The sequence below is a fragment of the Paenibacillus sp. CR_12 genome, assembly GCF_041953985.1.
GTDB classification, from domain to species: domain Bacteria; phylum Bacillota; class Bacilli; order Paenibacillales; family Paenibacillaceae; genus Paenibacillus_AQ; species Paenibacillus_AQ lautus_A.
This window is the reverse complement of the sequence record NZ_JAVFHO010000001.1, coordinates 114,722-129,852: the sequence shown is the minus strand read 5'-3', so window position 1 is coordinate 129,852 and position 15,131 is coordinate 114,722. Positions and strand designations below refer to the sequence as shown.

Sequence of the window (15,131 nt, the reverse complement as noted above, 5' to 3'; positions counted from 1 at the left end):
AATACAATGAGATAGGATGTGAATGATATGTATGAATTTAATGACCTTGAAAGTGAGGTCATCATTCGAAGACGATTAGAAAATAAAATGTCCGGACGATTTATTCTATATCGTTCCGGTGAAAGTGATCTAGAATCATCGCTTTTAATTAAGATTAGGGACAACGATAACATAATTGGGCAGCTATCTGTTCGAACACAAAAACATTATCAAATCGATGCCACTTTAGATGTAAAATATAGAGGAAATGATGGGATAGACTCCGTAATCGAAGCCATTTCTTCTAATTTCTTAGATGCTACCATCGAAGTTCGACCACATAATCGTTTATTTGGTAAGTTTGAGTTGCATGAAGCCCCCAGAGTTGAAGTACGTTTACCACCATTGGCTGATGCGTCTACCCGTAGTCGAGATGACCTGCAGACCATTAACTATGGTGACACCAAAAGCATGCTTACAGGTGTAGGCACCGATGAGAATTTCGAGTCTTTTGTTTCATTTGGAGAACTTAAGGATCGTATCCCCGACTTAAAAATTCTAGAGAGCGTTAAACTCAGGCTTTACTACATTAACCTACCTTTACATGCCAATATTGAGCTTCATCAGCCTCATACGCTTTGGCGGGAGATGGGGATTACTCATGCTAATAAACCATATTCCTTAGAATTATTAAGTGATCAATACACATTAAACACCAGAGAGCGATATATTGAATTCGATGTTTTAGACATCGCACAGCGCTGGGAATCCTATGATTTAATTAACTATGGCTTTATCATAAAAACCTCAAACAACGAAACGATAAGTTTCTTCACTAAGGAATCCGGTATCCCACCGCTGCTAATTGTAAAGTACATCACTTCGCAGATTTACAGTATAAATCGAAGTGAGTTAGACTCAACCTTGTTTATCTATGGGAAGGGATATAAGGAATTTACAGGTTATTTACAAGTACATAGTGATGTAGGTATTGAATCTTTAGACTCCTTCCTCTACGTTCACCGAATTGAAGTCCCTGTATTTTATGAAGTTCCTTCTTTAATAACTGTCAATCGACCAGATATACGCTCTGAACTAGTTGTATCAAGGCGCGAAGATTCAAATCTTGAATCCACGATTACTGTTGCAAACAAATTAACGAAAGAACTTGAGTTTAACATCGTTACCAGTAATCCTGATTTACATGGATACATAAACCTTGATCCTAATGCGACACTCAAGAGTACACTAACGGTCGCCATTGTTAAAAATGAAGATTTCGATAGCATTATCATCGTATCTCAACAGGATATGGTGGGCAGCTTAACGGTTTCTCAATATAAGAAGACTCAGGAAGATCTGCTGGGATTTCTGACTGTTCAAAACACTAAAGATGAAGATTTAGACTCCGTTATCTTAATCTCACAAAGAGATTTGGGTGGAGAACTGGTTGTTCGGGCTTTGGGTGAGGAAGATCTTGATTCAGAAATCACGATTCCTTTCTATGAGGATAAAGAAGCCTACATGACCGCTTCTGTCCCAGACCTCTATTCCGAAATTGTAATCAAATACAAGCACGAAATTGATGCAACATTATGGATTAAAGAAAAAGAATTCTTGGATTCAGTCATCGATGTCAGACAGATCGATGATCTGGAAGCCACCATCACCACTAAGGAAATACATGAAACAGAAGCTCTAATTACGGTGAATGTACCTGACCTAGGAGGCTTCCTCCATCCAAGAGTTCCAGGAGAAACTGATCTCGATAGTTTACTCAGTGTGCGGAAAAGAGATGTCAGTGACTTAGACAGTTTTATTTTAGTTAAAGGTCTTTCAAATGGCGCTTATTATTTTATTATTTAATTGCATTCAGGGACTCTTTCATTGGAGTCCTTTTATTATGATTATTTGGAGGAAACTCAGTGTATGATTCTACACTATTCAAGTTTTTAACCTATACCCTAGGTGGATCAGTTGTGACATTCTTGTTCGGGGGTTGGAGCCAATCTTTAACTGTGTTAGCAACAATGGTCGTATTTGACTATTTTACAGGTTTGGCTGCTTCTTATTATGAAGGTCGAAAAAAAACAGAGGATAAATCAAAAGGCTGGAACTCCAATAAGGGATTCTGGGGGATCTTCAAAAAAGTTCTAATGTTCTCCGTTATTGCCCTACTCTATCAAGTGGATAAATTGCTAGGATTAAATGGTATGCTGAGTTTAATGACTGGGGCTATATTTTTCTATATAAGTAACGAGCTACTTAGTTTGATTGAAAATTATGGGCGCCTTGATTTACCGATGCCTGAACAAATGAAGACAGCGATTAGTGAATTGAAAAATAAGAGTGATCGAAAAGAAGGTTGATATGGGTTATTGGTGATGACGTCCAGATTATTACAAGTATTGTTAAAAACCATGATAACGATCTCAATAATATGCTATCACTACTTGATCTAAAGGATTATTTGATTAATGAATTAGGTCAAACTGAGTTCAATTGCAAATTTCCTGAAGCTATATAGCAAATATTTTTTTAAGTCACCTAATTTAGGTGGCTTTATTTTTATTTTCGTCTTCCAATGAAAGGAAACCAAGATGTATAAAAATGGTCCATTCATTATCATGTCTCGTCACGAATTTTACGAATGGCTTCAAAAACAAACCTTCACGCGAAAGATCTCCATCATTCAAAATCACCACACATGGGCTCCTAATTATACCTCGTTCAATGGCAAGAATCATTTTGCTCGTTTAGAGGCGATGAAGAATTATCATGTCAAAACCAACGGTTGGTCAGATATCGGACAGAACATCACTACATTTCCGGACGGATTAATAGCCGTCTGCCGTCCTTTTGACACCACGCCTGCCGGCATTAAAGGAGCCAATAACGGCGCCTTGTGCCTAGAACATATAGGCAACTTCGATATGAACGGAGACGTAATGGTACCAGAACACCAACAGACAATTACCTTTGTTAATGCTGCTCTGTGCGAGACATTCAATCTTCCCATCGATACGGAACATATCGTATACCATCATTGGTACAGCCCGAACGGTACTAGAATATATAATTTCAAATCCGGTTCCAACCTACCTGGCTTGTCTGCAAAATCTTGTCCAGGGTCTAATTTCTTTAAAGGCAATACCGTTCTGCACGCTCAGAAATACTTTATTCCTCTTATTCAAGAGAACTTCAACAATTTTACAGCAAAGGATGATGAACCAATGACGCCAAGCGAGAAACAACAATTTGAACAACTAAAGCAATCAGTTTCGATGCTAAAAACTGAAATCAAAGCTCTCAGCCATAGTAAAAATGTTTTGAAAAAAGGAGCTCAAGAACAAGGAGCTTCTCTAAAGAAGACGAGCGAGAGAGTTAAGGTATTAGAGAACAGGGATAAATTGAATCAAATACCCTCGTATGCTCAAAAAGCAGTCAGTGCACTAGTCCAATTACGCGATCGGTACGGCAGTCCGGTCATCGATACTCCACATGGAAGAAGCGCAGATTTTTACTCTCTTATCACAGTCCTGTACCGGGCCGGTTTACTCGATAAGAAATAAATGGGCGTAAGAGAATGAATACGAATTATCGTTGAAGAAAGCTTATACTATGAAGAAAGAAGTGTACAGTGAATACAAACCGAACACCCTTATGAGGATTTATTCTCATTAGGGTGTTTTTTTCAAATTATCTTGAATTTGGGCCTGTCTACTTTCATCTTTCTCTCCCCATCCCTCCAAACCTCTACGCTAACCTTTTTCTCCAGTCACCCCTTCATACTATTCTCCAATTCAAACACTTGTTTCAATATGAAACACTTTTCCTTAATTACTCAGACTTGTCCCAGCGGTCATAGGCATCCTGATAAATCTTCCAGCACAGCCCCATCTTGTTAATCATCTTCACATAATCGTCCCACTTCGTGAGCGGCTCCTGACCAACGACAAACTTCGCTTCCATTTGATCGACATAGGTTTTAATGTCTGTCTTAATGATATTCAGCCTTTTTTGCTCATCATTGCTGAAATACACATCCGGGTATGCCTGCACCGCATAAGGGTTCAGCTTCTCGTCTACCATTTTGTTGTAATCCGGCCCTTTGCCGTTGTCACGCATAGCGTCAAATTTTCTTTCCTTGATCAATGGCAGTTGTCCGCCACAGTCCGGGGTTAACTTCGCCCGATATTCCTCACTGTTCATTCCTTCAGGAAAATCGAACTCCCACTTCGTTTTAGCGTCATCCAGCCATTTGATACTGTTTCCGTATATCCCGAGCTTGCTGCCTTCGGAGGAGTACAAATAATCGACCCACCGCATCGTCGCCTCAGGATACTTATTCTGACTCGTAATCGCGAATGTACCGCGGCGAATTTTCGATGATTTCAGTGCCAGCTTCTCGCTGTTGACCGGACTGGTCAGCGTCCCAAGCATGGGGTGCTTCAAATTGTCTTCTGGTTTATCCACCTTCAGGACGAGATCTGGAGATGAATGTGTAAAAGCGCCGATTTGATTCGAATTGCCTTTAGCCGTCATTTGCTGGGACGTCTGTACAAAGGTTTCTTCATCCAACAACTTCTCTGTGAACAATTTGTTCAAGTAAGCGAGATATTCCTTGTACTGATCCTGCACCGGATTGAAGCGGACCTTCCCGTCCTTTACCTCAACTTCACGGCCAAGCAAGCCGAATGCTGGCAGCAGCACGCTCTGGAAGCCTCCCAGTGTTTCTCACTGGATAACGGAATTTCATCATTCTTGCCGTTCTTGTTTGGATGGCCGCTTTGGCTCCCATCATCGTCAAAGTGATTTTATCGCCCACAATCTGGTAACCGCTGGTATTGAAATTTTTCGTTTCTTCCTCATTTTCATTCCCGATATGATTCGCTTTATCGCCTGCGCTGCACCCGGTTAACAGGATTGCGCTTCTTAAGATAATACAAATACTGCCTTTTAACCATTTTTTCATTTCTTGTTCCCCTCTCCATGAGTTTATATGGTTCATCATTGTGAAATTCCAGATGTCCGATCAGCCCTTGACGGAGCCAATCAGCACACCTTTCATGAAAAAGCGCTGCATAAACGGATAAATGACGATGATCGGCAAACTGGATACGATCATGACGGCATACTTGATGATGTCGCAATTCGGGCCTGTTTTGCCATCGCTTCCATGTCGTCACCGGTCATCAGCATCGTATCGTTCATCTGATTCTGTACGAGGATTTCACACAAAATTAATTGAAGAGGATACAAGCTGCGGTCCTTCAGGTAAATGATGGCACTAAAGTAACTGTTCCAGTGAGTCACCCCATAATAAAGGGCCATGACCGCAATGATCGGAGCAGAGAGCGGAAGCACGATTTTTAAAAACAGAATGGTATTGGAACAACCATCGATTTCGGCAGATTCCTGAAGTTCCTTCGGAATATTAGTTTGAAAAAATGTGCGGCAAATAATCAGGTTATATACTGCAACTGCATTTGGAATCAAAAGCGCCCACACGGTGTTCAACATTCCAAGCCAGCTGACGAGCAGGAAGGTTGGAATCAGTCCGCCTCCGAAAAACATCGTGAACACGATCAAGCCCATCATGATCCCACGGCCCCTCAAATCTTTGCGGGAGAGCGCATAGGCCCCTGGAATCGTAATCAGCAGGTTGATGGCTGTTCCTGCAAGCGTATACAAAATCGTGTTTCGATAACCGGACCAGATCTCCGGATTTTGAAACACCCGCTGATACCCTTCAAACGTAATGCCTCTGGGATAAAGCCACATCGTCCCTTGATTCACATAGACAGGATCACTGATAGAGGCGCTGATAACGTATACGAGCGGATATAAGACGATAATCATGATAAAGAACAGAAATATGAAATTGATGATTTCGAACATTCTGTCCGATCTGAGTTTCCTATTCATGGTTGTTTTCCACCTTCCTTTACCATAGACTTGTCTCGTTTACCCTCTTGGCGATCCTGTTAACGGTAAGCAGCAGTATGAAATTAATGACCGAGTTAAACAAACCGATCGCAGCCGAGAAGCTGAACTGGCCTTGGACAAGTCCGCTCCGATATACGTATGTGGAGATAACGTCTGACGACTCCAGATTCAGTGGATTTTGCAAAAGGAATACTTTTTCAAACCCGACAGACATAAAGTTCCCTACGTTCAGAATGAGCAAGATCACCATCGTGGGCATGATGCTCGGAAGATTGATATGCCATATGCGCTTCATCCGAGTGGCTCCATCGATCATCGCCGCTTCGTGCTGCTGGGGATCGACTCCAGCCAGCGCCGCCAGGTAAATAATCGTCCCCCAGCCCATACTTTGCCATACACCGGAGAGTACGAATACAGTCTTGAACCAGCCCGGTTCGCCCAGAAATGGTACGGGTTCTCCGCCCAAAGCCTTGATGGCCAAATTGACTAAACCGGTTCCCGGAGACAGAAAGGCAATAATCATGCCGCTCATGACGACGACGGATATAAAGTGAGGCGCATACGTTACGGTCTGCACCCACTTCTTGAACGCGCCGTTTTTCAATTCGTTAAGCGCTAACGCGATCATGATCGGGATCGGAAACCCGACAATCATTTCATACAAGCTGATGCCAACCGTATTCCAGATCAGGTCCCAAAAATAATAAGAATCGAAAAAACGCCTTAAATGCTCAAGACCGACCCAAGGGCTATTCCATATCCCCGAACTGGGGGTATAATCCCTGAAGGCAATCTGCAGGCCATACAGCGGGAAATAATGAAATACAATAAAATAGGCCATCGTGGGCAGAACGAATAGATACAATTCCCAGTTTTTGAGAATCGGCTTCCATTCTCTTTTCCTGAGCCCGCATCCCGCCCTTTTGGCAGCAAGCAGTGTCTTGGCTGTCATGAACCAACCAACCCCTTTCTCAAAATGAACTTGCGAACCGCAGTTAATGAATCTCATGCTACCTGTTCGAATATGCAATCGTAAATCTGTAGATATTGTTCCGGGTTGTTACTTTTTACATTACTTGCTGCGACAAGGCGGATACCTGTAAATTTGTTGTTCTTGCTTTGGACTGTTGATTCTTTACAATCTTCTACGGCCCTCTTTATTAAGGATTATCTCCTCCCTGACCCAAGGCTAATGGACAAAAAAAGCGCGTTCTCTCGAATCGAAGATTTCGAGTAGAAGCACGCGTGTTATCGAAAATCTATACGAAAATTCACAGCTTTGTTCTCATGAATACAATTTCCGATACTGCCCAAGCGTAATGCCTTCAATAGTTTTAAATTTACGCATAAAATTGGAGACGTCCGCATAACCAACGCTGGCAACAATATCTTTTATCGCCAGATCGCTGTTCTTTAACAGCCGTTTGACCTCCTCCATGGGAAGATGGGTAACATATTCGGTGAACGTATAACCCGTCTGGTCCTTCATGTAACGACTGAAATAGGAAATCGACATCTGGAAGTGATCGGCGATTTTCTCCAAACTCAGATCATATTCCCGGTAGTGTTGCTCAATATATTGGAAAATCTCTGCTCCCATAGCGGTGTTCTTGCTTTCTTTATTGGCTTGCACATAATCGCATATGAGATCAATGAGACCGGTCATCCCCGCATTCAGTTGTTTCAAGGTCGTAAATTCTGCCAAATGGCTCCGATACTCTTGAGGAATAGTCAGTTTCAGTTCATTCATCGTTCTGAGAAACGTGTTGATCAGATCAAAACTCATGCAGCGGAAGTAAAACAAGGATACTTCTTTTCCTTCTAAATCGTGCATGATGTCAGCCAGTGCGGTTTTGGCCGCTGCATTGTTTCCCTGCTTCATGCTTTGCACAAGGCGGATTTGCTCTTCGATCGGGTACCACTCACTGCCTTCCTGCCATTCGGACAGATCAGCGAAATACACAATCTCTCCTTTGCGAATCCGACCGATTTGCTCCATAGCAGCTGAAGCTTCAATATATGACCGATTCGCATGAATCAGCCCGGATACCGGGCTACCCACGCCAACCGTTGGCAGAAATCCGCAACAGTGCTCGAACAACCGGGAAATTTCACCTGCAATCTCCTCTTGGACTTGGCGCAGACAAGATTCGTTGCAGCCCGTGCTAATCAGGATAGCGATGGACTGATCTGGTATGAGTTCTACTCCATACCCAACCGCATCCTTCATGGATATCTCTCTGACAGCAGTCGCAGCAGCTCTTCCCGGTTCTGCGTGGATATGTACTCACTCCCGTCCATCGGGATAACGGTCACAAAGCAGTTCTCTTCGGGTAGCGCCAATTTTTCCCGGGACAAAAAAGCAACCGTCTCCTCCTCATCTTTGATCGAACCTAATATCAGTCGAACGAAAAACTGCTCTCGCACAATCGGACGCTGTTCATCGATTCTCTTCATCAGGTCGCACGTCGCCTGAACGGAATCGCGAATCAAGTCGAGTTCATTGTGGTTGCGGTCATCGTTTCCATGCGTCCGCACCTGTAAAGTCCGTACATAGTCTGCAATGTTCCGGATCGGGCGGTAGTGCCTCGTCGAAAGCAGTACTACGATCAGACTCCCGAAGGCGATAACTGCACTGCAAATGAGCAATACAAAAGTCCGCATTTCCAGTACCCTTCCCAAAAACTGATCGGTTGGCATAACGATAACATAAGACCAACCCGTCCATTTTGACTTAGCCTGCATAAGCGAATAATGTTCGCCGCCTAGTTGGACATCATGAATGCCATCCTCGGACTTGGAGACAAGTAACTGCTTGGCATCCTGTTCTGTCAGGTCGTTCTCGCGGTTCCTTGAAGCCAGAATGCTGTTCTTTGAATCCAAAATGTAAACGCTACCATTAAAATCCCCTAAAATAGGACCTACCAGTTCGGTCAGCATCGATTCACGAATGAAGAAACTCACGGTGCCGTAAGGCGATTGGCTATTGCGTGGAATCGGGAACATATACATCAGCACGTTTTGCTGTTGGCTGCTGCCCGAGACAGTCGTCTGGATACGACGGATTTCAGGGAATTGAAGTTGACTCATTTCCTCATCCAAACGAATCCCATCCAGGTCACTAAATCCGTATACCCGCTTTGCAAATGTATCCAATGAGTTGATACCAGATGAGGTATACAGTCGCTCATCGCCGTGAAAATAAAGCGCTACTTCATCGACAATCGTGTTATTGGCCTTATATTTGCCCAGCTCATCCACCGCTTCGATTTCTTTATAATTCCCGCTCTTCACTACGAATGGAGTCAGTGCGGAATCAATCGAAATCCTTGAAGCCGTGTTGTCCAGACCGCGTGCCAATAAGTCGAACGTATTCTTGACCTGATTCAGCTTGTACACATTGGATGCCTCTATTTCAAATTTAAACCGTACGACCGCATTTATAATACACGACACCGCTAAGTATGATGAACGGTATGGCAAAAATCAGTACATGCGACAGTAGAAATTGATAGAACAAGCGAGAATTGGTTCGTTTGTGCTTCATCGTTATCCCCCCAATATTTAGTCCTGGCAACAATTTCAGACTGAAGTGCATTTTTTCTTTCAATAATACTATTTCTTGCAATTATTATTGGTACAATATAGGCGTTATTCGTGAGTTAGTCAATACAGAAGCGGCACAATGACGCAAAAGTAGCTTGTTATCAAAAAAATCCCGTTCTCTCCGTTGTTACAAGAGAGATCGGGATTTAGTATCAAATGTGCTATCCGCTTAGATTCGTCTGCTTCCTTTTCGGATATAAGACAATGGTATAGACCATACTCCCAGTCACGATAACCAACGCAAACAGAAGCAGTAAGTTGCTGTACAAGTCAGCCGCGGCGTTCCCTAACGATGGGAGAAGGGGAAAATCCAGCAATCGTCTGGAAAGCAAACCTCCTACAAGTGCGACGCCGATCCCTTCCGATAAGAAGCATGCAAAATTAAGCATTCCCATCCCTGCTCCCGCTTCTTTCTCTTCCAGAGAATCGGAAACGACGGTTGAAATCACTGTCTTCACAAAAGAAAGGCCTCCAAATACAAAAATCAGCATGGCTGTTACCATCCAAGGTGATTGATCCGCCAGCATAGCCATGGTTAAAAAACCGCCGATAATCATCAAGGAACCTATATAGAACACAAAATGGTGACCTTTCTTGTCAACGAGTATGCCCCCTAACATGCCAAACAACATGACGCTCATGGCACCAGGAAATATAATGCCGGCGCCAATCATATCCGTAGACAAATGATGGACGCTTCTCATCATATAAGGTACCATGGACAGGGATCCGGCTACCACGCCCAAAATGATGCCGCCCGTGATCGTTCCGGCGATGAACTTCTTCCTTACGAATAAATAGGGTTCGATAAATGGATTGGAGGCCCGCTTGATCCGTGCAGCGAATAATACGAGCGATGCTAAACAGCCAGCCAGATACAGCCAATGTTCATTCGTCGTAAACAAGGTAAATAGCACTACGCCAACGGAGAGCAGAGCTGCTCCGGTAACATCAACGTTCCCTTTCTGTTCGGTTTCATCGGGCAGCACTTTTAAAAAGAACGGAATCGTTGCAAGCGTCATAAGAGGAAACACAAACAACACGGACCAGTGCACATAATGGGCAACGACGCCTCCGATAACAGGCCCGATTCCTTCGCCCGTTGCAACCAGTGATCCTATAAGACCAAAAGCTCTTCCGCGAGATTTTGCATCGAAATATCGCACAATCATGACCATGACCAGCGCAGGGATGGCTGAGGCTCCCGCCCCCTGAATAAATCTTGCCGCAATCACAGCAGGTAAATAGGCGTGTGCTGCCAATCCCAGCATAGACCCGCTGCCGTACGTTACGATGCCTATAATGAGCATTTTTTTAATCCCGTACAGATCCGATATTTTTCCGTACACAAACGAACCTATGGCAAACGACAACATAAAGCCTGTATTGACCCAGTTGGCTGTCGATGGCTCCACATGAAATTGTCTGGCAATATCCGGCAGTGCCACATTAAATACGGTTTCATTCAAAACGCTGAAAAAAACCAAAAATCCCAGCCAGGCAAACGCGCCTTTCACATTTGTAATTCGTAATTTTTGACTTGGTTGAGTAATCTCTTCCACTTGGTAGTTGCCCCCAGTAAATTAGGGGAATACGCAGTTTATAGGGTAAATGATGCGATTTCCCTCCATGTTTTTACCCAAACCCATTTTTTTTGCCGCATGCAATAATCCTCCTTTGAATATTCTAAACCTTAATATAACATATAGATGGAAACGAAGAAAAATACAATGATTTAGACGCAGGGGAATAAACGTTTGACAAAACCAGGATTTTCCCGTATATTTACAAAAAAGAAATCAATAACTCTTACGAAGGAAGCACCCGTAAGTCTGGCGTTTATTACGCCTTTCTAACGGGTGTTTTTTGTCGTTAGCGGAGGTTCCCCAACTTGATCTTCTGGGCTGGAATGATAATAAGAGAAGGAGCGATTATGATGTTTAGAAGATTATGGTTTTCTATCCTTGCGATGGTACTGCTGCTCACCCTTACCCCCATTCCTTTCGCGAATGCTGCAGCCATTGAGTTCACCGATTCGGTTCAAGCTCAATTGAATGCCACGGCAGACCGGGCCGGCGGAACCGTTCGTTTGAAACTGAAGAAGCAATACGATGATTTTAAATCGGAACGGAAACAGGTCATGGATTGGGACGATCGAATTTCTTCCCTTCGTTATGCCAATGAAGCCAAAGCTTCGGAAACTCGCAAACGAATCAGCGAAATCGACAAGGACAAAATCCGCAGGCTGGAGGATCAGCTCCAAACAGCCAAATCCAAATACCAGCCGCTGTTTGATACCTATTCCGCGCTCAATAAACAGATCGCCGCAGCCAAAAAACTGAAGGACAAATCGCTATCCAAAATGCTGCAGTCGCAGGCCGGCGGCATGAAGCTCCTGGTTGCCTTGGGACGTGAGGATATACGAAACAAGCAGGCTGCGCTTACGGCGGCCAAAAAAGAGAGAACTTCCAAAGCGGCTAAAGTCCGTTCCATCCTGTCCGAAATCGATCCGTACAAAAGCAAGATCAAAGGCGATAAAAGCGCTATTACTACGCCAAATAAACTAATGACAACCGAGTGGAAAAATTTCAAAGCCGCCGTAAAGGCCAATGAATCCGCCAGAACCAGCGATGCCCTGTCCAGGCTGCTGACGCTCTCAGGGCAGATCCTGGCCAAAAAGAAAAGCATCCATACTTACGAACAAAAAATCGAGTCCGTCATCGCGCGCGCTAATGCACAATTAAGGTAACGTTTTACCGAGTCCATCCTAGCATATAGAGACATTTCGGCAATGCGATGATATAAGAACCCCCTTCCACCATGGGTAGAAGGGGGCGATGTTTAACATAAAGATTCGCATTTTATAATTCATCGAGCAACCGTTTGGAGAGGGTATTGGCATCCGGCCAATCTGGATTGATCGAGCAGCGGATAATCATATAACATCCCTTCATAGATAACCTCAAACGCCGGATGCTGAAAGAAATCATTCGGCGTTACTGCCGAGGAAGGCCGATCCCATAAATGGATTTTGCTTTGCTTCATCGCTTCGGCGACGAATTGCGAACAGAAATAGGATCGTTCCCTCGTAATATCGAGTCTCATCAGCACGCCGAACATGCCGATGAGATTATAGCCATAGGCTTCCTCTTCATCCTGGTAATGCCGGATCACGCGTCTTGCCGCCTCATATTGCTGAGGGGTGACTTCGAGACGAAGCAGAGCGCATCGCGTGCCGGGGAAGTGGCGAAAAGTTCCTTCATACACATCCTCCTCCACGAATCCTCCGACCCAAGGATTGTTGGCGCACTTTCGTCCGAAGCTGAACACTTCATTCAAGTTCTCGTCGAGCGCCAGCGAGGCATGATTATAAGGCGCAGCAGTGATTCGTTTGATCAATTTCGTAAACATCGTTCCCGTATCAGTCAGTAGAACATATATATTTTTGTTATCGGACATTTGGCTTTCCCCCACATACATTGATGAACTATTCATAGAATCCGGATTTCGTCAAATCCTTCGTTAATTTCATTGTAGTTGAGGCAAGCCGTTTCCATAACCGACTATAGGTGTGATTAGGACCTGGACCTAAGTCGAGTTCTTACCTGACCTGACGACGTAATCCATATAACTATACCCCATACAAGCGACGATAGGAAGATGGCGTCATGCCTTCGTGCTCCATAAATCGCTTGTTAAAGTAACTGACGCTCGGGTAACCCGCTTCCACTGCAATTTGTCCGATCGTTTTATCTTTATGATCGAGCAGCCATTGCTTAGCCATCTGAAGACGGCAGCGCGTCACAAAATCCATCGGCGTCATCTCCATGACGTTGCGGAATAATTTACAAAAATAGTACGTGGATACGCCTAACCTAGCCGCCCACTCTTCCAAAATAAACGGCTGTGCAGCTTCCTGCTGCATGATGGGCAGCAGTTCGTGAATTCGGTTCGCCGAATTGTTGGATTTATTATCCGATAAGGAGGACGCCTGTTCGACGAATACGGCTAACAAGGAATACGTTAAGGTGGACAATTGCGCAGGCTTCAGCATGCGATGGGTTTCCGCCTCATTCAAGAGTGCTTCATGAGCTTCCTCAAAGGCCGCCGGCTGCCGAATGCTCCAAAGCTGGCTTTTATGAAATCCGCGCTCGATGAAATAATTCTGCAGGCCGCTGCCATAAAAATGGAACCAGCGGACATCCCAAGGGTCGTCCTCGCTGCTGTAATAATGCTGAGCTTGCATGGGAAAATACAGCACGGCTTCCCCTGGGCCGAGCGTATGAACGACATTGTCGATTTCAACATGCCCTTTTCCGGAAGCAACATAGTGAATATTGAAATTGTTTAAAGAACCGGCTGCCCGCGTCACCGTGTGATCCGGCTCATCCCGGTAGATCCCTACCGATTCCGGCAGACAGAAGAACGGCATTTGCGGAAGGGTCAGCAGATGGCTTTGTCGTTTCATCTCCATCCTCCTATAATGACAATATTGTTGTATAACACTACAAAATAATATTATATCAATTTTATTTCTTGTCTTTTATAATCGCAATATAATCTTAATAAGTTGTATAGGAGCTGATGAACATGACTCAAAAACTTCGTTGGGGGATACTTGGATGCGCCAGCATTGCCAAACGTTCGGTCATACCCGGTCTGCAACAATCCCGTTTCAATGAAGTCGTTGCCATCGCCAGCCGCGACCAGGCAAAAGCAGAGCAAACCGCCGAGGAACTGAAGATTCCGACTGCATACGGCAGTTATGAGTCCTTGCTTGAGGATTCTTCCATAGATGCTGTCTATATCCCGCTACCTAACCATCTACATAAAGAATGGAGCATCCGTGCAGCGGAAGCCGGCAAACATATCCTGTGCGAAAAACCGCTGGCGCTGACGGAAGCAGAAGCGGCCGAAATGGCTGACGCGGCCGCGGCCGCAGGCGTGATTCTAGCCGAAGCCTTTATGTACCGTTATCATCCGCGATACGACGTGCTGAAGGAAATGATCGACTCCGGTGCCATTGGGGAAATTCGGGGCATTCGCAGCGCGTTTACTTTTAACAGCTCGGCCAATCATGGAAATGTCCGGTTTCGCAAAGATTGGGGCGGCGGTTCGATTTATGATGTCGGCTGTTATCCGATCAATGCCGCGCGCATCCTGCTGGATAAAGAACCGGAAGCGGTTACCGTTCAAGCCTTCTTCTCGCCTGAGCATGATCATGTCGACATGATGGCCTCCGGCTTGATCGAATTTGAAGGCAACGTTGCCCTGACCTTTGATTGCGGCATGTGGGCGGCTTATCGGAATCCCCTTGAAATTGTTGGCACGGATGGCCTGATTGAAGTCCCATACGCATACAGCCTGCCTGAGAACGGAGCAAACTTCTTCTTAACGACCGGCGATGGACGCAAAGAAATCGAGGTTCCTCATGCAAACGCATACAGCGAACAAGGTGACCGGATAGCGGAAGCCGTTTTGTACGACAAGCCTCTCCGCTACACGACGGAGGATGCGGTTCGCAACATGAAAGTCATCGATGCCTGCCTGCAATCTGCCCACGAACGTACGAGAATCGTGCTGTAAATTCACTCAAG

At 44.7% G+C, this 15,131-nt stretch carries 13 protein-coding genes and 1 pseudogene; 5 read left to right on the top strand and 9 right to left on the bottom strand.

Features of this window, described 5'->3' with window-relative positions:
• Positions 1-27: 27 nt before the first annotated feature.
• From RB297_RS00620 to RB297_RS00610, 3 genes are all read left to right on the top strand, one after another.
• Positions 28-1,845: a DNRLRE domain-containing protein gene (locus RB297_RS00620; RefSeq protein WP_375119450.1), complete on the top strand. Its 1,818-nt coding sequence runs from the start codon at positions 28-30 to the stop codon at positions 1,843-1,845.
• 59 nt (positions 1,846-1,904) lie between these two features.
• Entirely contained in the window at positions 1,905-2,348 is a 444-nt protein-coding gene (locus RB297_RS00615) for a phage holin family protein (protein ID WP_375119449.1), read from the top strand.
• A 231-nt stretch (positions 2,349-2,579) separates the two neighbouring features.
• Complete coding sequence (locus RB297_RS00610; RefSeq protein WP_375119448.1) at positions 2,580-3,551, top strand: peptidoglycan recognition protein family protein; 972 nt, start codon at positions 2,580-2,582, stop codon at positions 3,549-3,551.
• Between the two features lie 268 nt (positions 3,552-3,819).
• On the opposite strand, the gene RB297_RS00605 is transcribed toward RB297_RS00610, so the two are convergent.
• The 7 genes and pseudogenes from RB297_RS00605 to RB297_RS00575 form a co-directional block, all read right to left on the bottom strand.
• A complete protein-coding gene (locus RB297_RS00605) occupies positions 3,820-4,692 on the bottom strand; it encodes a type 2 periplasmic-binding domain-containing protein (RefSeq protein ID WP_375119447.1) in 873 nt (290 codons plus the stop codon).
• Complete coding sequence (locus RB297_RS00600; protein WP_375119446.1) at positions 4,658-4,954, bottom strand: hypothetical protein; 297 nt, start codon at positions 4,952-4,954, stop codon at positions 4,658-4,660. The genes RB297_RS00605 and RB297_RS00600 overlap by 35 nt, the downstream gene beginning before the upstream one ends.
• A gap of 60 nt (positions 4,955-5,014) precedes the next feature.
• Positions 5,015-5,907: pseudogene (locus RB297_RS00595) on the bottom strand (carbohydrate ABC transporter permease).
• A gap of 19 nt (positions 5,908-5,926) precedes the next feature.
• Positions 5,927-6,880: an ABC transporter permease gene (locus tag RB297_RS00590; protein ID WP_375119445.1), complete on the bottom strand. Its 954-nt coding sequence runs from the start codon at positions 6,878-6,880 to the stop codon at positions 5,927-5,929.
• A 333-nt stretch (positions 6,881-7,213) separates the two neighbouring features.
• On the bottom strand, positions 7,214-8,158 hold the full coding sequence (locus RB297_RS00585; RefSeq protein WP_375119444.1) for a helix-turn-helix domain-containing protein: 945 nt from the start codon (positions 8,156-8,158) through the stop codon (positions 7,214-7,216).
• Positions 8,155-9,327 carry a cache domain-containing protein gene (locus tag RB297_RS00580; protein ID WP_375119443.1) on the bottom strand — a complete coding sequence of 391 codons (1,173 nt, stop codon included), beginning with the start codon at positions 9,325-9,327 and terminating at the stop codon, positions 8,155-8,157. Before RB297_RS00580 ends, RB297_RS00585 begins: the two co-directional genes overlap by 4 nt.
• A gap of 368 nt (positions 9,328-9,695) precedes the next feature.
• Positions 9,696-11,060: an MFS transporter gene (locus RB297_RS00575; protein WP_375119775.1), complete on the bottom strand. Its 1,365-nt coding sequence runs from the start codon at positions 11,058-11,060 to the stop codon at positions 9,696-9,698.
• 407 nt (positions 11,061-11,467) lie between these two features.
• Here RB297_RS00575 and RB297_RS00570 point away from each other — a divergent pair, with 407 nt between their 5' ends.
• Positions 11,468-12,283: a hypothetical protein gene (locus RB297_RS00570; protein ID WP_375119442.1), complete on the top strand. Its 816-nt coding sequence runs from the start codon at positions 11,468-11,470 to the stop codon at positions 12,281-12,283.
• A 119-nt stretch (positions 12,284-12,402) separates the two neighbouring features.
• On the opposite strand, the gene RB297_RS00565 is transcribed toward RB297_RS00570, so the two are convergent.
• Positions 12,403-12,993 (bottom strand): hypothetical protein, encoded by a 591-nt coding sequence (locus RB297_RS00565; RefSeq protein WP_192572430.1) that lies wholly within the window; start codon positions 12,991-12,993, stop codon positions 12,403-12,405.
• 172 nt (positions 12,994-13,165) lie between these two features.
• Positions 13,166-14,002: a helix-turn-helix transcriptional regulator gene (locus RB297_RS00560; RefSeq protein WP_096773335.1), complete on the bottom strand. Its 837-nt coding sequence runs from the start codon at positions 14,000-14,002 to the stop codon at positions 13,166-13,168.
• A gap of 122 nt (positions 14,003-14,124) precedes the next feature.
• On the opposite strand from RB297_RS00560, the gene RB297_RS00555 reads away from it, so the two are divergent.
• A complete protein-coding gene (locus RB297_RS00555) occupies positions 14,125-15,120 on the top strand; it encodes a Gfo/Idh/MocA family protein (protein WP_277748594.1) in 996 nt (331 codons plus the stop codon).
• Positions 15,121-15,131: the final 11 nt, after the last annotated feature.